16 protein-coding genes and 1 tRNA gene are annotated in these 19373 nt (G+C 71.0%); 1 reads left to right on the top strand and 16 read right to left on the bottom strand.

Annotated features, from left to right (window positions below; genetic code table 11):
* Window positions 1-142: 142 nt before the first annotated feature.
* The 14 genes from rplL to ACQ5BE_RS07785 all read right to left on the bottom strand — a co-directional run bounded on the left by rplL (window position 143) and on the right by ACQ5BE_RS07785 (window position 15490).
* Window positions 143-520, bottom strand: a complete 378-nt coding sequence (gene rplL, locus ACQ5BE_RS07850; RefSeq protein ID WP_430296458.1) for a 50S ribosomal protein L7/L12 — start codon at window positions 518-520, stop codon at window positions 143-145.
* A 71-nt stretch (window positions 521-591) separates the two neighbouring features.
* Window positions 592-1173 (bottom strand): 50S ribosomal protein L10, encoded by a 582-nt coding sequence (rplJ, locus tag ACQ5BE_RS07845; RefSeq protein WP_208709972.1) that lies wholly within the window; start codon window positions 1171-1173, stop codon window positions 592-594.
* Window positions 1174-1416: 243 nt separating this feature from the next.
* Window positions 1417-2952, bottom strand: coding sequence for an ATP-dependent DNA ligase (locus ACQ5BE_RS07840; protein ID WP_430296457.1), 1536 nt, complete (start codon window positions 2950-2952; stop codon window positions 1417-1419).
* 129 nt (window positions 2953-3081) lie between these two features.
* Window positions 3082-4332, bottom strand: coding sequence for an MFS transporter (locus ACQ5BE_RS07835; protein ID WP_430296456.1), 1251 nt, complete (start codon window positions 4330-4332; stop codon window positions 3082-3084).
* 15 nt (window positions 4333-4347) lie between these two features.
* A complete protein-coding gene (narI, locus tag ACQ5BE_RS07830; RefSeq protein ID WP_208709975.1) occupies window positions 4348-5103 on the bottom strand; it encodes a respiratory nitrate reductase subunit gamma in 756 nt (251 codons plus the stop codon).
* Window positions 5103-5732, bottom strand: a complete 630-nt coding sequence (narJ, locus tag ACQ5BE_RS07825) for a nitrate reductase molybdenum cofactor assembly chaperone (RefSeq protein ID WP_430296455.1) — start codon at window positions 5730-5732, stop codon at window positions 5103-5105. The genes narI and narJ overlap by 1 nt, the downstream gene beginning before the upstream one ends.
* A complete protein-coding gene (narH, locus tag ACQ5BE_RS07820) occupies window positions 5729-7456 on the bottom strand; it encodes a nitrate reductase subunit beta (RefSeq protein WP_430296453.1) in 1728 nt (575 codons plus the stop codon). The genes narJ and narH overlap by 4 nt, the downstream gene beginning before the upstream one ends.
* Window positions 7456-11190: a nitrate reductase subunit alpha gene (locus ACQ5BE_RS07815; protein ID WP_430296452.1), complete on the bottom strand. Its 3735-nt coding sequence runs from the start codon at window positions 11188-11190 to the stop codon at window positions 7456-7458. Before ACQ5BE_RS07815 ends, narH begins: the two co-directional genes overlap by 1 nt.
* Before the next feature lie 68 nt (window positions 11191-11258).
* Window positions 11259-12428, bottom strand: coding sequence for a hypothetical protein (locus ACQ5BE_RS07810; protein WP_430296451.1), 1170 nt, complete (start codon window positions 12426-12428; stop codon window positions 11259-11261).
* 113 nt (window positions 12429-12541) lie between these two features.
* Window positions 12542-13249, bottom strand: a complete 708-nt coding sequence (rplA, locus tag ACQ5BE_RS07805) for a 50S ribosomal protein L1 (protein WP_208709984.1) — start codon at window positions 13247-13249, stop codon at window positions 12542-12544.
* A gap of 123 nt (window positions 13250-13372) precedes the next feature.
* Entirely contained in the window at window positions 13373-13804 is a 432-nt protein-coding gene (rplK, locus tag ACQ5BE_RS07800; protein ID WP_208713059.1) for a 50S ribosomal protein L11, read from the bottom strand.
* 163 nt (window positions 13805-13967) lie between these two features.
* The gene (nusG, locus tag ACQ5BE_RS07795; RefSeq protein ID WP_430296450.1) at window positions 13968-14945 is read right to left on the bottom strand and encodes a transcription termination/antitermination protein NusG; all 978 of its coding nucleotides are present in this window, start codon (window positions 14943-14945) and stop codon (window positions 13968-13970) included.
* A 107-nt stretch (window positions 14946-15052) separates the two neighbouring features.
* Window positions 15053-15319, bottom strand: coding sequence for a preprotein translocase subunit SecE (gene secE, locus ACQ5BE_RS07790; RefSeq protein WP_208709988.1), 267 nt, complete (start codon window positions 15317-15319; stop codon window positions 15053-15055).
* Between the two features lie 98 nt (window positions 15320-15417).
* Window positions 15418-15490, bottom strand: a tRNA-Trp gene (locus ACQ5BE_RS07785).
* 235 nt (window positions 15491-15725) lie between these two features.
* On the opposite strand from ACQ5BE_RS07785, the gene ACQ5BE_RS07780 reads away from it, so the two are divergent.
* Window positions 15726-16931, top strand: coding sequence for a pyridoxal phosphate-dependent aminotransferase (locus tag ACQ5BE_RS07780; RefSeq protein ID WP_430296449.1), 1206 nt, complete (start codon window positions 15726-15728; stop codon window positions 16929-16931).
* Window positions 16932-17403: 472 nt separating this feature from the next.
* Here the strand turns inward: ACQ5BE_RS07780 and ACQ5BE_RS07775 are convergent, their stop codons facing one another.
* On the bottom strand, window positions 17404-18075 hold the full coding sequence (locus ACQ5BE_RS07775; protein ID WP_430296447.1) for a LuxR C-terminal-related transcriptional regulator: 672 nt from the start codon (window positions 18073-18075) through the stop codon (window positions 17404-17406).
* Window positions 18072-19352 carry an ATP-binding protein gene (locus tag ACQ5BE_RS07770; protein ID WP_430296446.1) on the bottom strand — a complete coding sequence of 427 codons (1281 nt, stop codon included), beginning with the start codon at window positions 19350-19352 and terminating at the stop codon, window positions 18072-18074. The genes ACQ5BE_RS07775 and ACQ5BE_RS07770 overlap by 4 nt, the downstream gene beginning before the upstream one ends.
* Window positions 19353-19373: the final 21 nt, after the last annotated feature.

Raw genomic sequence — 19373 nt, 5'->3', positions numbered from 1 at the left:
TCGGCCCCACACGGGGTGACCTCGCGCCCACACGGGGTGACCTCGGCCCCACACGGGGTGACCTCGGCGGGGGCTGGGACGCGGAAGGGCCCCGCCGCCGACCGGAGTCGGATGCGGGGCCCTGGCGCAGGAAGCGCGGAGCTTACTTGAGGGTGACCGTGGCGCCGGCGGCCTCGAGGACCTCCTTGGCCTTGTCGGCAGCTTCCTTGGTCGCACCCTCGAGGACGGCCTTGGGGGCGCTGTCCACGAGGTCCTTGGCCTCCTTGAGGCCGAGCGACGTGAGGGAGCGGACCTCCTTGATGACCGCGATCTTCTTGTCGCCAGCGGTCTCGAGGATGACGTCGAAAGCGGTCTTCTCTTCCTCGGCAGCAGCCTCGGCACCGCCCGCGGGGCCGGCGACGGCGACCGCAGCAGCGGTGACCTCGAAGACCTCCTCGAACTTCTTCACGAACTCGGAGAGCTCGATGATGGTGAGCTCCTTGAAGGCCTCGATCAGCTCGTCCTGGGTGAGCTTCGCCATGGTTGGCGTCCTTTCGCTAGGTGGCGCCCGCCGTCAGGCGGCGCGCCGGAGTTTGGGGTGGGGGAAGAGGCTCAGGCCTCTTCGGCGGCCGCCTCGGGGGCCTCGGCCGGAGCCGCAGCCTCGTCGGAAGCCTCAGCAGCGGGAGCCTCGGCGGCAGCCGGAGCGCCACCCTCCTCCTCGAGCTTGAGACGCAGGGCGTCGATGATGCGTGCAGCCGCGGCCATGGGCGCCTTGAGGACGCCGGCAACCTTGGCGAGCTGCAGCTCGCGGGACTCCAGCGCCGCAAGAGCGGCAACCTCGCCGGCGTCGAGGGCCTTGCCCTCGAAGAAGCCCGTCTTGATGATGAGCTGCTTGTTGTCCTTAGCGAAGTCGGTCAGGCTCTTGGCGGCCGCAACGGCGTCACCCTTGATGAACGCGATCGCGGTCGGACCGGCAAGCTGGCCGTCGAATGCCTCGACGCCAGCCTCCTTCGCGGCGATGGCGGTCAGGGAGTTCTTGACGACCGAGAACTTGTTCTCAGTGCCGAGCGAACGACGCAGCTGCTTGAGCTGGGCGACGGTGAGCCCGCGGTATTCGGTCAGGACCGCAGCGTTCGACTCCTGGAAATCCTTGGTGATCTCCTCGACAGCTGCCACCTTGGTAGGCGTTGCCATAACCCTCCTTCCGGGGAATTGACGCCGGAGGGGGCGGTCCGCAACATGGAAAACGCCCCGCGCAGATGCACAGGGCGTTGGAGTCTCGGCCGGGGCCGGGAGCGTCTCGCTCGGTTCACCTGCGCTGGCCGCCCCTGTCGGGGACCTTCGATGGGTGCCGTGCCCCGCCTTTCGGCACACGACAGCCAACGACCGGCGGTCTTTGGTCCTTCCACTGTACTGGACGCCGCCCAGCGCTCCAAATCAGCGCAGCAGGGCCCGCAGCGCCTGGATCGTGTCGGCATCGTCTGGCCGCTTGTCGTCCCGGTAGCGCTTGACCCGCGCGAAGCGGAGCGCGATCCCTCCCGGGTAGCGGGGCGAGCGCTGCACGCCGTCGATGGCGATCTCGACCACGGTAATGGGCTTGAGGTAGACCGTGTGCGCGTCGCGGCTGGCCTCGAGCGTGGGGAAGTGCTCGGTCTGCCAGCGCAGGAGGTCGTCGGTGAGGCCCTTGAACGTCTTCCCGACCATCACGAATCCGCCCGGTTCGCCGAACTCCCCCGCCGGGTCGTACGCGCCGAGGTGGAGGTTGGAGAGCCAGCCGCGCCGGCGGCCGCTGCCCCATTCGGCGGCGAGGACGACGAGGTCATAGGTGTGGACCGGCTTGACCTTGATCCAGCTCGAGCCGCGGCGCCCGGCAGCGTACGGCGAGCCGATCGCCTTGACCACGACGCCCTCGTGGCCCTCCTCGAGCGCCTCACGGGAAATCCGCTCCGCAGCCTCGGGATCGTCGGTCACCTCGCCGGGAATGACGTGGTCCGGCGCGAGCCTCGCGAGCTCGGCCCGGCGCACGGCGAGCGGCTCGTCGAGGAGGTCCCTCCCGTCCACGTGGAGCACGTCGAAGAACCAGGGCCGCAGCACGGTTTCGCGCGCCTGCTCCGCGCCGAATCGGGACATGGTCTCCTGGAACGGCCGCGGCGCCCCGCCCTCGTCGAGGGTGAGCGTCTCGCCGTCGAGGATGACGTCACGCACAGGCATGGCCTGCACCACCGCGACCACCTCCGGCACGCGCTGCGTGACGTCCGCCAGACTGCGGGTGAAGACCCGCACGTCGTCGCCGGCGCGGTGGACCTGGATCCGGGCGCCGTCGAGCTTGAACTCCACCGACGCCTCCCCTGTCGAGGCAAGCGCCTCCGCGGGGGTCTTCGCCGAGGCGGCGAGCATCGGCAGGACCGGGCGTCCGACGACGAGCCCGACACCCGACAGGTCCTCCTCGGTCCCAGTGAGGGCGATCCGCGCGGTCTCGCCGAGGTCGCCCGAGAGCATCGCTGCCCGCCGCACGAGCGCGTTGGGCCGGCCGCCTGCCGCTGCGACCGCATCGGCGAGCACGCCCTCGAGGGCTCCCGTGCGCATCTCCCCCAGCAGGACCCCGATGGCGAACCGCTGCTCGCGCCCTGTGGCCCGGCGCAGGAAGCCGCCCAGGAGATCGGTCCGCGCCGCCGCGGCCCCTGCCCCTGACGTGCTGGCCAGCCGGTCGAGCAGCTCGTCGAAGTCGCGGACCGTGAGCGACGGCGCCTCGGCGGCTGGGGTGGCGTCCCGCACCTGCGCGAGCCCCCTCCAGCCGACTCCCACCCGACCCTGGCGCGGCTTCGCGACGAGCATCCCGACGGCGGTGGCCACCTCCGCCGGCGACTCGTCGGCGACCCGGCGCAGCAGCTGAGCGAGCGACTCGACCTTGGCCAGCCGCGACCGGGTGGCCGTGACCGCCTCCGCGGTGGCGACGAGCTCGTCGAGCAGCATGGGGCCAAGTCTCGCACCCGGGGCGCCTCTGGCGGTACAGGGCTCGCGCGGGGGCTGTGGCGCGCACGACGCCGGGTGGGCGGCACGCGCGGGCTGGCCGCCCGCCGTCGTGCGCGGGTGGCGGCTGGGTCAGGCCCGCGCCCCGGCCGGCGAGGCCGAGGCCTGCCTGCGGGCCATGAGGAGCGTCAGGACGAGGGCGACGATCGCGGTCCCGGCCAGGAGCAGGAGCCCGATCGCGTACGAGCGCTCCGCGGCGTTGTAGGTGGCGCCCATGATCAGCGGCGGGAAGTAGCCGCCCAGGCCGCCCGCCGCGCTCACGACGCCCGTCACGGCGCCGACCATCCCCGCCGGCGAGCGCCGGCCGACCCACGCGAACACGCCTCCGGTGCCCAGTCCGAGGGCTGCGGCCATCGCGAGGAAGGTCGCGCCCGTCGCGACCTCGCCGGAGGGCTGCAGGTTCACGATGAACGCGAGCACGGCGACCCCGGCCAGGGCGACGGCCACGACCGGCTTGGGACCGATCCGGTCCGCGATGATCCCGCCGATGGGCCGCGCGACGACAGCGGCGAGGGCGAAGCCCGCGGTGCGAGTGCCGGCGTCGGTGAGGTTGAAGTCGTAGATGTCGCGCAGGTACGTGGGCAGGTAGGTGCTGAAGGAGACGAATCCGCCGAACACGACCGCGTAGAGGAAGCACAGCTGCCACGTCACGGGCAGCTTCGCGGCCCGGACGAGCTTGCCGAACGTCCCCGCGCCGGCGGGCCTCCACGTCGGCGACTCGCGCATCGCGAAGTGCACCACCAGGCCCGTCACGACGAGCAGCACCGCGATCGCGATGTGCGTGGGCCAGTACCCGATCCAGCCCACGAGGCGCGGGGTGAGGAACGCGGAGAGGGCCGTGCCGCCCATGCCCATGCCGAAGATGCCGGTGGCGAAGCCCTGCCGGGAGGCGGGGTACCAGGCCGCCGAGAACGGGATGCCGGCGGTGAAGACCGTGCCGCCCACCCCGAGGAAGAACCCGAACAGCAGCATGAGGGCGAACGACTTCAGGCTCCCCGCGAGCGCCACGAGCACGACGACGGGGGCGGTGGCAAACAGGATCCAGGTCAGCAGGCGACGGCCGCCGAACCGGTCCGTGAGGACGCCGACGGCGATGCGGCCGAGCGATCCGACGAGGACCGGCATCGCGACGAGGAGGCCGGTCTGGGCTGCGTTGAGGCCCATGTCCTTCGCGTAGAACGTTCCGAGGGGGGCGATCACGGTCCACCCCCAGAACCCGACGACCGAGGCGAGGGTCGCGAGGGTCAGGTTGCGGGGCGCGCCGGGTCTCGCGGCGTCCGGGTCGGTCTGGCCGGTGCGGGCGGGCTCAGGTGCGGTGCTCACAGTCGTTGTCCCCTCTCAGCGGGCGCGGTCACGGTCCCGGGCGCCGGTCCGCTCCCAGCCGCGCTGGGGCGCGCGGCTCCCGGGCGCGGGCCCGACGTCGCGCGAGCGGTACACGATGTACGGGCGGAACAGGTAGTGGAACGGCGCGGTGAAGGCGTGGACGAGGCGAGTAAAGGGCCACATCGCGAAGAGGACCATGCCCACGACCGTGTGCCACTTGAACTCGAACGGCGCGGCGGCCATGGCGGCGACGTCCGGCTGGAAGACGAACAGCGACCGGAACCAGGGGCTCACGGTCTCGCGGTAGTCGTAGGCGTGGGGGTTCGGGGACACGGTGCTCACGAGGGTGGTCCAGACCCCGAGCGCGATCGCGCCCACGAGGAAGATGTACATCGCCTTGTCGTTCTTGGTGGTGGCCATGAACACCGGGCCGGTGCGGCGGCGCCGGTACACGAGCAGCACGATGCCCAGCAGCGTGCACACGCCGGCGATGAGCCCCACCGACAGGGCCAGGAAGTGGTACAGCTCCTGCGTCACCCCGAGCGCCTCGGTCCACGCCTTGGGGATGACGAGCCCCACGAAATGGCCCGCGATGACGAAGACCAGCCCGAAGTGGAACAGGGGCGAGGCGATGCGCAGGAGCCGGGACTCGTACAGCTGCGAGGACCGGGTGGTCCAGCCGAACTGGTCGTAGCGGTAGCGCCAGATGCTCCCGGCGATGAGGAGCACCACCATGAGGTAGGGGGCCACGCCCCACAGCAGGACGTCCATCAGAGGGTTCCTTCCTGGGCCATGGGGAGCAGCCGGGGGTCGTACGGGTCGAGCCCGACCGCCTCGCGCGGGGGCCCCGCGAGCGCCATGGCCTCGGCCCGGCTCGTGGGGGACGCCCCGGGAAGGGACCGGCACACGGCCTCGAGCACGGACGCGTACGGGGAGCCGGCGTCGGCGAGGGCCATCCTCAGGAGCTCGAGGCTCGCGCGGTACTCCGCCAGGAGCGCCCGGCCGGAGCGGTAGTCCGCGCGGGCCGTGAACTCGAGGACGAGGGGCAGGTAGTCCGGCAGCTCGCCGTCGAGGTCCACGAGCCAGCCGGAGTCGCGGTAGCGCCGCTTGAACGTGCCGAGGACCTCTCCCCTGCGCCTCGTGTCGCCGTCGGTCCAGTAGGAGAGGTAGAGGGCGTGCTTGCGGGACATGTCGAACGTCTCGACGTAGCAGCGGCGGGCGGCCTCGGCGTCGTCGTCCGCGATCCGGGCCGCGGCCGACTCGAGGAGCCGCGGCAGCGGGCCGCGCTGCTCGGCGAGGGCGGCGAGCACGAGCCCGAGGCCGTCGCGCCAGCGCTCGTCGGGGTACTCGAGGAGGCGCGCCGCGGCGGCGTAGAGGACCGCATGCTCGTGGCCTCTCATGACCCCGGTTCCTTCTCAGCGGAGGCCCCGTTCCCCTCCGGGAAGAGGCCCTCGGGCACACCCCGGCCGTCCCAGTTGAGGAGGTTCACGCGGCCGCGCAGCGACCCGGGCTGGGACTCCCCCTCGGTGGTCTGGCGGTCCTTGAGCGCGTGGAACGTCTCGACGGCGACGGGCACCGGCCGCCCGCTCGCCTCGCCGAACGCGTCCGAGGGATACATCCCCGGGCCCTCGTCGAAGTCGAGGGAGCAGCCGAGCTCCTCGAGGTTGTGCGCCTCCTCGACGTGGGCCTTGGGGATCACGTACCGCTCGCTGTACTTGGCGATCGCCATGAGGCGGTACATCTCCTGGACGTCCGCGCCCTCCATGCCGACGCTCGCCGCGATCGACTCGTCCGCGCCCGTGCCGAGGGAGATCCCCCGCATGTAGGCGCGCATCGCCGCGAGCCGGCGGAGCACGCGGTCGACGACGGCCGTGTCGCCCGCCGTGAACAGCTCGGCGAGGTACTCGCGCGGGATGCGCAGGGCCTCGATGGCGCCGAACAGGGTCCCGGCGTCCTCGGCGTCGTGACCCTGGTCGGACAGGAGGTCGATGACGGGCGAGAGCGGCGGCACGTACCAGACCATCGGCATCGTGCGGTACTCGGGATGCAGCGGGAGGGCCACCTCGTAGACCTTCGCGAGCCTGTAGACCGGCGAGCGCCGGGCCGCGTCGAGCCAGTCCTCCGGGATGCCGTCCCGCCGCGCGGCGGCGATGACCTCGGGGTCGTCGGGGTCCAGCATGAGGTCGAGCTGCGCGCGGTAGAGGTCCTTCTCGTCGGGGACGGAGGCGGCGGCGGTGACGGCGTCGGCGTCGTACAGGAAGATGCCCAGGTACCGCAGCCGGCCCACGCACGTCTCCGAGCACACGGTGGGCAGCCCGATCTCCACCCGCGGGTAGCAGAACGTGCACTTCTCGGCCTTGCCGCTCTTGTGGTTGAAGTAGATCTTCTTGTACGGACAGCCCGTGATGCACTGGCGCCAGCCGCGGCAGCGGTCCTGGTCCACGAGGACGATCCCGTCCTCGCTGCGCTTGTAGATCGCGCCCGAGGGGCACGAGGCCATGCACGAGGGGTTGAGGCAGTGCTCGCAGATCCGCGGCAGGTAGAACATGAACGTCTTCTCGAACTCGAAGCGGATCTTCTCCTCCGCCTCGGCCCGCTGCTCCTGCGCCCTCTCCTGCTGGGCCCTCTCCTGCTGGCGCAGCTTCGCCACGATCGGGTCCTGCAGCCCATGGTCAGCCGACCCGCCCAGGTTGTCGTCCCAGTTGGCGCTCCACGTGACCTTCATGTCCTCGCCCGTAATGAGGGACTTGGGCCGGGCGACGGGGAAGTCGTCGCCGAGCGGCGCCTCGACGAGGTTCCGGTAGTCGTAGGTCCACGGCTCGTAGTAGTCCTTGAGCTCGGGCTGGACCGGGCTCGCGAAGATGCCGAGGAGCTTCTTGACACGTCCCCCGCCCTTGAGCCGCAGCCGGCCCCGCTTGTTCAGCTCCCAGCCGCCCCGCCAGCGCTCCTGGTCCTCGTACTGGCGCGGGTAGCCCTGGCCGGGGCGCGTCTCGACGTTGTTGAACCAGACGTACTCGACCCCGGCGCGGTTGGTCCACGCCTGCTTGCAGGTGACCGAGCACGTGTGGCACCCGATGCACTTGTCCAGGTTCATCACCATGCCCACCTGGGCCATGACCCTCATCAGTACTGCACCTCCTGCGAACGTCTGCGGATCGTCGCGACCATGTCGCGCTGGTTCCCGGTGGGGCCCAGGTAGTTGAAGGCATACGCGAGCTGCGCGTACCCGCCGATGAGGTGCGTCGGCTTGACCAGGAGCCGGGTCGCCGAGTTGTGGATGCCGCCGCGCCGGCCGGTCGCCTCGGACTTCGGCACGTCGATCGTGCGCTCCTGCGCGTGGTGGACGTACACGACGCCGGCAGGCATGCGGTGGCTCACGATGGCCCGCCCCACGAACACGCCGTTGGCGTTCACGCACTCGATCCAGTCGTTGTCCTTCACGCCGATCGCCTCCGCGTCCTCGCGGCTCATCCAGCACGTGGGGCCGCCGCGGGAGAGCGAGAGCATGAACAGGTTGTCCTGGTACTCGGAGTGGATGGACCACTTGTTGTGGGGCGTGAGGTACCGGACGGTGATCTCGAGGCCGTCGCCGCCGAGCCTGGGCTCGCCGAACAGCCGGTTCATGTCCAGCGGCGGCCGGTACAGCGGCAGGGCCTCCCCAAGGTCCCGCATCCAGTCGTGGTCCAGGAAGAAGTGCATGCGCCCCGTGAGCGTGTGCCACGGCTTGAGCCGCTCGACGTTGATGGTGAACGGCGCGTACCGCCGGCCGCCGGTCTCCGAGCCCGACCATTCCGGCGAGGTGATGACGGGGACGGGCGCGACCTGCGTATCGGCGAACCGGATGGTCTTCTCCTCGGACCCTTCGGCGAGGTCGGCGAGCCGCCGGCCGGTGCGCACCTCGAGGTCCTTGAAGCCCTGCACCGCCAGCTCGCCGTTCGTGGTCCCGGAGAACGCGAGGATGGCCTCGGCGAGCTTCGCGTCCGTGTCGATCGCCGGCAGGCCCGCGGCCGGCCCGTGGGACATCACCCCGTTGCTGCCGGCCAGCCGGTCGAGGGTGTGCCCGAGCCGGTAGGTGACGTTCTTGACCGTGAAGCCCTTCTCGCGCGCCAGCGGCCCGACGGCGGCGAGCTTGTCCGCGATCGCCGTGTAGTCGCGCTCGACGACGGCGAAGACCGGCATCGTCTGCCCCGGCACGGCGGGGACGTCGCCGTCGCGCCAGTCGCGCACGACGCCGCCGGGCTGGGCCAGCTGCCCCGGCGTGTCATGCTGCAGGGGCACCGAGACGAGGTCCCGCCGGACCCCGAGGTGCTTGCGGGCCAGCCTCGAGAACTCGCGGGCCAGCCCGTGGAACATCTCGAAGTCGCTCCGCGCCTCCCACGGGGGATCGATCGCGGGGGTGAACGCGTGGACGTACGGGTGCATGTCGGTCGAGGAGAGGTCGTACTTCTCGTACCAGGTCGCGGCGGGGAACACGATGTCGGAGAGCAGGGTCGTGCTCGTCATGCGGAAGTCCGCGGACATGAGCAGGTCGAGCTTGCCCTCGGGCGTCTCCTCGTGCCACGCGACGTCGCGGGGCCGCGGCATCCCCGGTTCCGCCGCGGTCCCCAGGACGTTGTTGTGGGTGCCCAGGAGGTTCTTGAGGAAGTACTCGTTGCCCTTCGCGGAGGAGCCCATCAGGTTGGAGCGCCACAGGACCAGGGTCCGGGGCCAGTTCTGCTCGGCGTCGACGTCGTCGATCGCGGGCTTCAGCGCGCCTTGCTCGAGCTGTGCCGCCACGTACTCGGCCTCGCTGGCAGCGGCACCCGACGCGACGGCGTCGTGCGCCTCATCCGCGACGGCGAGCGGGCTGCGGTCGAACTGCGGGTAGAACGGCATCCATCCGAGCCGTGCCGACTGCGCGATCGCGTCCGCGGTGTGCATGCCGTCGAGGTGGCCCTCGGCCAGCGGGGAGGCGAGCGAGGCCGCGGAGTACCCGTCGTTGCGCCACTGTCCGGTGTGCATGTACCAGTACGAGGTCCCGGTCATGGTGCGCGGCGGCCGGCTCCAGTCGAGGGCGTTCGCGAGCGAGACCCACCCGGTGATGGGGCGGGTCTTCTCCTGGCCCACGTAGTGCGCCCAGCCGCCGCCGTTGCGGCCCATCGAGCCAGTGAGGAGCAGGAGGGCGAGGATCGAGCGGTAGGTCGCGTCGCCGTGGAACCACTGGCAGATGCCCGCGCCCATGATGACCATGGAGCGCCCCTGGGACTCCTCGGCGTTGCGGGCGAACTCCCGCGCGATCCGGATGCACTGGGACGCCGGGACTGAGGTGATGGCCTCCTGCCAGGCGGGGGTGTAGGGGCTGGACGCGTCGTCGTACCCCGCGGGCCACTCCCCCGGCAGGCCCGGTCGGGCCACGCCGTACTGGGCCATCATCAGGTCGAACACGGTGGTCACGGTGCGTCCCCCCAGCTCGCGCACCGGGACCCCGCGTGTCAGTACCGACCCCGACCCGTCCGGGGCCTCGAAGCAGGGCAGGAGGACCTCGGCTGTGCCGCCCTCGGGATCGCCGTGCAGGCTCAGGCGCGGCACCACGTCGCCGAGGTCGAGGTTCCACTTGCCCTCGCCGGAGTCGCTGTAGCGGAAGCCGATCGACCCGTTGGGCACCACGGGCTGGCCGGTCCCGTCGTCGAGGAGCACGGTCTTCCACTTCGCGTCCTCGGTGCCGTCGTGGCCCTGGTCCTGGCCGTCGGGGAGGTCCGCGGCGGTGAGGAACTTTCCCGGCACCAGCCCCGCGCCGTCGGGCCCCGGCGCGAGCGTGATGAGGAAGGGGAGGTCGGTGTACTTGCGGGCGTAGTCGGTGAAGAAGCCGACCTGCCGGTCCCGGAAGAACTCGGTGAGCAGCACGTGGCCCATGGCCATGGCCAGGGCCGCATCGGTGCCCGCCTGCGCGGGCATCCACTCGTCGGCGAACTTCGTGTTGTCCGCGTAGTCCGGGCTCACCACGACCACCTTCGTGCCGCGGTAGCGCACCTCCGCCATCCAGTGCGCGTCGGGGGTCCGCGTCACGGGGACGTTCGAGCCCCACATGACCAGGTAGGTGGAGTCCCACCAGTCGCCGGACTCGGGGACGTCCGTCTGGTCCCCGAACACCTGTGGACTGGCCACGGGGAGGTCCGCGTACCAGTCGTAGAAGCTCGTCATGACGCCGCCGATGAGCTGGACGAAGCGTGTCCCGACGCAGTGGCTCACCATCGACATCGCGGGGATGGGCGAGAACCCCGCGCACCGGTCCGGGCCGTAGGTGCGGATGGTGTGGACGTGCGCGGCCGCCGCCATCTCGGTGGCCTCGTTCCAGCTGGCGCGCACGAGGCCACCCTTGCCGCGGGCCTGGTGGTAGCGGCGCCGCCGCTCCGGGTCCGACACCACGTCGGCCCAGGCCTCGACCGGGTCCCCGAGGCGCTGCTTCGCCTCCCGGTACATCTCCAGCAGCACGCCGCGCACATACGGGTAGCGCACGCGCGTGGGCGAATAGGTGTACCAGGAGAAGGCCGCGCCGCGGGGGCAGCCCCGGGGCTCGTACTCGGGCCGGTCCGGGCCCACCGAGGGATAGTCGGTCTGCTGCGACTCCCACGTGATGATGCCGTCCTTGACGTACACCTTCCACGAGCACGAGCCCGTGCAGTTCACGCCATGGGTCGAGCGGACCACTTTGTCGTGGCTCCACCGGTCCCGGTAGAACACGTCCCCTGCGCGCCCGCCCTCGCGGAACACGGCGCGCCCATCATCGGTCTCGTCCCAGCGGGTGAAGAAGCGACCCATCGCGAGCATCGCGTCGGATGCGCTTCCGTCCAGCCCGGGGCGGATTGGTCCGGCAGCCATGGCCACACTCTAGGAAGCGGTCCAGACCGGCGTGAAGGACCAAGGCCCCTAGCGAAGGAAAATCTGCGCTAATCGAATGCCGGATTTGGATCGCTCACGCGACTGTCCTCGACAGCGGCCGCGACATTCCTTGTAAAGAGCACGAGCCATGAGAGAATGACGCCCGCCACGACGAGCTCCATGGCCGTCATGTTGTAGTAGGCGAGGGGCCACCAGATGAGCACCGAGAGCACTGCCGCGCCGAGCATCACGTACCCGGCCGCGTAGAACGTGCGGCCCAGCCCCGGCAGCCACGCGGGCGCGCGCAGCACGAGGAACGTGTAGACGGCCGTCATCGCCGTCGCAAGCGCGTTGTGGAGCGGCATGAAGACGTCCACCGGAATCAGTCCGGCACCGGCGAGGAGGACCCCCAGGAGCACGAGGCTGGCAAGGAGCGGGCGCTCGCGTGTGGTGCCCAGAGGCGAGCGGGTCCGGCGCCTGTAGAGGTCCAGCGACCTCAGGTCGCGGGTCATGTACTCGGCCAGGAGCGTGATGACGGCGCCCGCCGTGACGAGCGTGGCATTGAAGGTGAGCGAGACCCCGTAGTCGGCGGCCCCGAGCACGCTGAAGTTCACCTCCCACCAGTCGGTGCGGTTGGTGGTGACCATCGAGGTCAGCACGCCCGCCGCCAGGAAGGTCGCGAGGAGGTTGGACAGGGCGTAGCTGTCCATCCGGGAGCCGGACTGGTGCGACGAGTATCCGGCGAGACCGCCTGCCACCGCCGTGAGGAGCGAGGCGGCGAAGGCGTCCAGCGTCAGGCCGGTGAACGCGCGCTGGAAGATCTGGAAGCTCGCCCACGTGACCATGAACGCGATCGCTGCGTGCGCGAAGGACAGCGCCACCAGCCCGAGGAGCCGGCGCCAGAGCGGCCGTTCCGCGAGCCAGCGGCGCTCCGGGTCGGCGTAGGAGCGCCGGTAGGCCACTGTGAAGGACAGCAGCGCCGCGGCCCCGGCCACGATCGCCGCGACGTCGCCCACCCCGTTGTCTCCCGAGAGCGCCGGCCTGCGCTCGGCGAAGGCGGCGAGCGCCACCGCCACACCCACGACGGCGGCCGCCCCCGCAGCGAAGAGCGCGTGGGCTTCCGCCGTGGTCGCCGGGCCCACTACGCGGCGCGGCAGGTCGGCGCTGCGGCGCGGCGCGTCGGCGCTGCGGCGCGGCAGGTCGGCGCTGCGGCGGCCGGCCTCGGCGTCCCGGCTCATGGAAGCCTCTTCATGGGCGCCAGTCTAGTGGCGCGCGGCATGCTTCCCCCGGGAACGCGAGAGCCCCCTCCCGGCTCCGGGAGGGGGCTCTCACTGTCGAGGCCGTGGGCGGATCAGCCCTCGAGGATCACCTTGGTCGCGTTCGGGTCGACCGGGACACCCGGGCCGAATGTCGTGGCGACGGTGGCCTTCTGGATGTAGCGGCCCTTCGACGCGGACGGCTTGAGGCGGAGGATCTCCTCAAGGGCGGCCGCGTAGTTCTCGGCCAGCTGGCGGGCGTCGAACGAGCTCTTGCCGATGATGAAGTGCAGGTTCGAGTGCTTGTCGACGCGGAAGTCGATCTTGCCGCCCTTGATGTCCGTCACGGCCTTCGCGACGTCCGGGGTCACCGTGCCGGTCTTCGGGTTCGGCATGAGGTTGCGGGGGCCGAGGATCTTGCCGAGGCGGCCGACCTTGCCCATGAGCTCCGGGGTGGCCACGGCGGCGTCGAAGTCCGTCCAGCCGCCCTGGATGCGCTCGATGAGGTCGTCCGAGCCGACGATGTCGGCGCCGGCAGCCTCAGCCGCCGCGGCCTTGTCACCGGTCGCGAACACGACGACGCGGGCGGTCTTGCCGGTGCCGTGCGGGAGGTTGACCGTGCCGCGGACCATCTGGTCCGCCTTGCGGGGGTCGACGCCGAGGCGGAATGCGACCTCAACGGTGGCGTCCGCCTTCGAGGAGCTGATCTCCTTGGCGAGGGCGACGCCCTCGGCCGGGCTGTACAGCTTGCCGGCCTCAATCTTGGCGGCTGCTGCCTCGTATGCCTTGCTGCGCTTTGCCATGCTGCTCTTGATCTCCTTGTGCAGGTGTGGTCGTTGTGGGCCGCGCTAGGCCCTGCCACGGACTTCTCAGGTGGGGCAATCGCCCCGGTGGTTGAGCGGAGCCGAAACCCCGGTCAGGAGGGACTAGCCCTCGACGGTGATGCCCATCGAGCGGGCCGTGCCCGCGATGATCTTCTTCGCGGCCTCGACGTCGTTCGCGTTGAGGTCCTCGAGCTTGGTCTTGGCGATCTCCTCGACCTGCGCGTCGGTGAGCTTGGCGACCTTGACCGTGTGCGGCGTGGCCGAGCCCTTGCCGACGCCCGCAGCCTTCTTGATCAGCTCAGCGGCCGGCGGGGTCTTGGTGATGAACGTGAACGAGCGGTCCTCGTAGACCGTGATCTCGACCGGGATGACGTTGCCACGCTGGGATTCCGTCGCGGCGTTGTACGCCTTGCAGAACTCCATGATGTTGACACCGTGCTGGCCAAGCGCGGGACCGATCGGCGGGGCCGGGTTGGCGGCGCCTGCCTGGATCTGCAGCTTGATGAGGCCGGTGACCTTCTTCTTGGGAGCCAATGTAGGGTCCTTCTCTTCTTCTGGTTCCCGGTGCAGCAGGAGCGCCGCACCGGTCGTGACTGCCATGGCCAGGCAGTCCGCCGCCCCAGTGCCGGAAAGGCGTCCGGCCCCGGAGCGAAATCTTCAGTTGTCCTGCCCCGCGCTGGGCTGTGCGGGCAGGGGCCTAGATCTTGGAGACCTGGTTGAACGCGAGGGTGACCGGAGTCTCGCGCTCGAAGATCGAGACGAGCACCACGAGGGTCTGCGACTCGGGCTTGATCTCCGAGATCGTCGCGGGGAGGGTCTCGAAGGGGCCTTCCTTGACGATGACGGACTCGCCGACCTCGAAGTCGACCGCGACCGGCGCGGAGGGAACCCGCTGGCCGGCCTTGCCCGCTGCCTTCGCCTCGGCAGCCTGCTCCTGCTCGAACACGGGCGCGAGCATCGAGAAGACCTCGTCGAGCGTGAGCGGGACCGGGTTGTGGGCGTTGCCCACGAAGCCGGTGACACCCGGGGTGTGGCGCACAGCGCCCCACGAGGCGTCGGTGAGGTCCATGCGCACGAGCACGTAGCCCGGGATGCGCACGCGGTTGACCACCTTGCGCTGCGCGTTCTTGATCTCGACGACTTCCTCCATCGGGACCTGGATCTCGAAGATGTAGTCTTCCATGTCCAGCGTCTGGATGCGGGTCTCGAGGTTGGCCTTCACGCGGTTCTCGTAGCCTGCGTACGAGTGGATGACGTACCAGTCGCCCGGCTGGCGGCGCAGCTTGGCGCGGAACTCCTCGGCAGCCTTGGCAGCGGCCTCAGCGGGGTCGACCGGCACTTCCGGCTCGGCGGCCTCTCCGGCCTCGGCTTTGTCAGCCTCCACCTCATCGGACTCGGCTTCGTCGGTGCCCTCGGTGGCGAGCTCGTCCTCGGTCTCGATGTGGACGCCCGGCGCGCCGAACGCCTCGGTGGCGACAGCCTCGTCGTCGTCCGTCTCGGCCTCAGCCGAAGCCTCATCGTCCGTCTCGGCCTCAGCCGAGGCCTCCTCCTCAAAGGTGGCCTCGTCCTCGGGGGCGGCAGGGGCAGCCGCGGAGTCGGAGGCATCGGAGAAGGCCGGCTCGAAGGCCGTCTCCTCGTGCTCGGTTCCGCGATCCTCGAGCTCGTGCTCAGACACTTAGTCTCCTGCTTTCCTCATCTGCGACTTAAATGCGTCATCCGCACACCCCGGTCCGGGGTGCCGGATCTCGTTCCAGCACCCGGGCCACGGTCTGCGGACCCGGCCTACCTGTCAGTGGGCGACGTCCCGTCGAAGACCCAGCCGACGCCGATCCCGAAGAGGAAGTCCAGGACGGAGACGACGACCATCATGACGACGACGAACCCCAGCACCATCAGGGTGTAGTTGAGCAGCTCCTGGCGCGTCGGCGTGACGACCTTGCGGAGTTCGCCGATGACCTGCCGGAGGAAGAGGGCAATGCGGCCGAAGAAGCCGAGCTTCCTGGCCTGCTTGGGGCGGCCCGCCGAGCTGCTCGCAGCTGTTTCGGTCACCGATTCCTCGCTTACTCCCTTATCGCCCGCAGGACATCCCCGCCGGATCCGTTCTGTGGGTGCTGGAAAAGCCCGGACCAGCCGGGCTATTCCTTGCGCAGGGTAGACAGGACTCGAACCTGCAACCTGCGGTTTTGGAGACCGCTGCGCTACCAATTGCGCCACTACCCTATGGCGGCTCACCGCCTCGACGGCCGAATCACCGTGGACCACCATACCAAGCTTCCGGGCTCGGACGCGCATCGGTCCGCGGAAGGCAGGTGGCCCTAGGAGTTCCAGCGCCGAGGATCAAGTCTACGCACATTCCGGGCCGGCGTCGAACTCGCCCCGCCGCGCGGGCGGCGCGAGAGGCCCGTACCGCCTAGAGTAGAGGGCGACCCCGCCACCGCTCACGAAGGATGCCCTCATGACCTCCGCCCGCATCTCCCAGCGCATCGGATCCATCGCCGAATCCGCCACCCTTGCTGTGGACGCGAAGGCGAAGGCCCTCAAGGCGGCCGGGCGTCCGGTGATCGGCTTCGGCGCGGGCGAGCCGGACTTCCCGACCCCCCAGTACATCGTCGATGCTGCGATCGAGGCGGCGCGCCAGCCCAAATACCACCGCTACTCCCCCGCCGCAGGCCTTCCCGAGCTCCGCGAGGCGATCGCCGCGAAGACCCTCCGCGACTCCGGGTACGAGGCCGCCGCGAGCCAGGTCCTCGTGACCAACGGGGGCAAGCAGGCCGTGTACAACACGTTCGCCACGCTCCTCGACCCGGGCGACGAGGTCCTCCTCCCCACCCCGTACTGGACCACGTACCCGGAGGCCATCCGCCTCGCCGGCGGCGTCCCCGTGGAGGTCTTCGCGGGCCCCGAGCAGGGCTACCTCGTCACGGTGGACCAGCTCGAGGCCGCGCTGACCGAGCGCACCAAGATCCTCCTCTTCGTCTCGCCCTCGAACCCGACCGGAGCCGTGTACTCCCCGGAGCAGGTCGCGGAGATCGGACGGTGGGCTGCCTCGAAGGGCCTCTGGGTCGTCACGGACGAGATCTACGAGCACCTCACGTACGACGGCGTCCCGTTCACCTCGATCGCGACCGCCGCGCCCGAGCTGGGCGACAAGGTCGTGATCCTCAACGGCGTCGCCAAGACGTACGCGATGACCGGCTGGCGGGTGGGCTGGATGGTCGGCCCCGCCGACGTCATCAAGGCCGCCACGAACCTGCAGTCCCACGCGACGAGCAACGTCGCGAACGTCTCGCAGATGGCCGCCCTCGCCGCGGTGTCCGGACCGCTGGACGCGGTCCGGGAGATGAAGGCGGCCTTCGACCGCCGCCGCCAGACCATGGTGAAGATGCTCTCGGAGATCGACGGCGTCAACTGCCCGACGCCGAAGGGCGCCTTCTACGTCTACCCGGACGTCCGCGGCCTCCTGGGCAAGGAGATCGCCGGGGTCCGCCCCGCCACCTCGGCCGAGCTCGCGGCGCTCATCCTCGACAAGGTCGAGGTGGCGATCGTCCCCGGCGAGGCCTTCGGCCCGAGCGGCTTCGTCCGCCTCTCGTACGCGCTCGGCGACGCCGACCTCGCCGAGGGCGTGGGCCGGATCCAGGAGCTCCTCGGCACCGCCAAGTAGCCTGCGGCCGGGCGGCACGCCCCACCCAAGCCGCCGAAGTCACCCCCTGTGGGCCCGAGGTCACCGCGTGTAGGCCCGAGGTCACCGCGTGGCGGCCCTCCGAGCGGGAGAAGAACCTCAGTCCGCACCAGAAGTGCCCGTGTCATCCACAAGTGGCGGTTTCCGCAACTTGTGGATGGCACGGGCACTCTTCGTCCAAGCCGGCCTCCTCCGCGCTGTTCCGGGCGCACGACGGCGAGTGGTCGCCTGACGTGAGTTCGGCGCCCAGGCCGCGACGCGACGTCGTGCGTCCCGTGAAGGTGACCTCGCGCCCACACGGGGTGACCTCGGCGGCACACGGGGCGACCTCGCGCCCACACGGGGTGACCTCGGCGGCACACGGGGCGACCTCGCGCCCACACGGGGTGACCTCGGCGGCACACGGGGTGACCTCGGCGGCACACGGGGTGACCTCGGCGGGAGGGGGGTGAGGTCACCAGATCCGGCGGTCGGCGGCCCAGCGCGAGAGCTCGTGGCGGTTGGCCAGCTGGAGCTTGCGCAGCACGGCGGAGACGTGCGTCTCGACCGTCTTGACCGAGATGAAGAGCTCCTTGGCGGTCTCCTTGTAGGAGTACCCCCGAGCGATGAGCCGCATGACGTCGAGTTCTCGGGCCGAGAGCTTCCCCAGGTCGTCGTCCGCGACGGCGGACGTGCCGAAGGCGTCGAGGACGAAGCCCGCGAGCCGCGGCGAGAACACGGCGTCGCCGCCTGCCACCCGCAGCACCGCGGCCGTGATCTCCGGCCCCGACGCCGTCTTCGTCACGTAGCCGCGGGCGCCCGCGCGGATGACGGCCACGACGTCCTCCGCGGCGTCGGAAACGCTCAGGGCCAGGAAGCGGACCTCGCCGAGGAGCGGCGCGCAGCGGGTGAGGACCTCGCGCCCTCCCCCGCCGAGCCCGCCCGGCAGGTGGACGTCGAGGAGGACCACCCGCGGTCTCAGCCGCTCGATCGCCTCGACGGCCTGCTCCACCGTCCCCGCTTCGCCGACCACCTCGACCGCGTCTCCGAGGTCCGCCTTGAGGCCGGACCGGAAGATCGTGTGGTCGTCCACGATCACCACGCTCACCGGCAAGGGTCCGGCTCCTCCCACGGCGTTCTCGCTCATGTCTCCTCCGTTCCTGGCAGCCGCAGCCGCACCTCGGTGCCGCCGGGGCCGCTCGCGATCGTCGCCTCGCCGCCGTGGCGGCGCATCCGGCCGATGATGGACTCGCGGACGCCGAGCCGGTCGGCCGGCACCGCCTCCAGCTCGAAGCCGGGGCCCCGGTCCCTCACGAACACCTCCACCGCGCCCCCGCGGGACTCGGCATACACGGACACCGGACCGCCGCCGCCGTGCCGCGACGCGTTCAGCATCGCCTCGCGGGCGGCCTGCAGGAGCGCGTCATAGGCGCCGTTGCCCTGCTCGCCGGACCCCGCGGCGTCGGGCGCCACGCCCACCACGACGACGTCGATCGGCGCGCCCACCGCCGTCTCGACCTCGGCGGCGAGCGCCGTGAGGCGGTCCTCGAACGACCCGCCCGACGTCCGGGCGTCCCGGTACAGCCATTCGCGCAGCTCGCGCTCCTGGGCGCGGGCGAGCCGCACGACGTCGGCCTCGCTCCCCGCGCGCCGCTGGATGAGGGCGAGGGTCTGCAGGACGGAGTCGTGCAGGTGGGCGGCGATCTCGGCGCGCTCCTCCTCGCGCACGCGGGCGGCGCGCTCGGCACCGTACTCCCGCCAGAACTTGAGCCCCCACGGGAGCAGGACGAGCGCCACGCCCGCGATCACCGCGAACGACGCGACGAGCGCCGTCCCGATGACGCTCCACTGGCCCCCGGAGACGGCCAGCACCACGCCCGCGACGACCAGGGCCAGCCCGGCGCCGAGCCGCAGCCAGCCCGTCCAGCGCTCGGCCCCCGCGCCGCGCACGAGGCTCTGCCGGCGCGACTCGTCGAGCTGCATCCACGCGAGCGCCACGCCGCCGAGGATGGCCGCGATCGGGACCACCGTGTCGACCGGGACGTCCACTCCGAATACCTGGCCGCCCAGCACGAGGGCCCCGATCACGAGCACCACCCCGAGCAGGATCTCCCGCGTGTAGCGGGGCAGCTGGCGGGGGCGCGCGGGCCCGGGCTCCGGCGGAGGGGCGGCCGCCACCGCCGGTGCGATGGGCGACGCCGGTCGGCGGGCGGCGCGACGGGCGGCCTCCGCCGCCGTGGGAACCATGATCCACAGCCACGCGTACAGGACGATCCCGGCTCCGCCGAGGAAGGCCGCCGCCACCATGCCCCAGCGGACCAGGTCCACGCGCAGGCCCAGATGGCGCGCGAGGCCGGAGCATACGCCTGCCACCACGCGGTCCTCGCCCCTGACCAGGGCTGGGCGGACGGGCACGGTGCTCATGCATTCATCCAAGCACGCTGG

It is taken from the genome of Sinomonas sp. B1-1 (genome assembly GCF_050474465.1).
Taxonomy (GTDB): domain Bacteria; phylum Actinomycetota; class Actinomycetes; order Actinomycetales; family Micrococcaceae; genus Sinomonas; species Sinomonas flava.
Note: the sequence above shows the minus strand (reverse complement) of the source record. Positions and strands in the feature narration are given on the sequence as shown.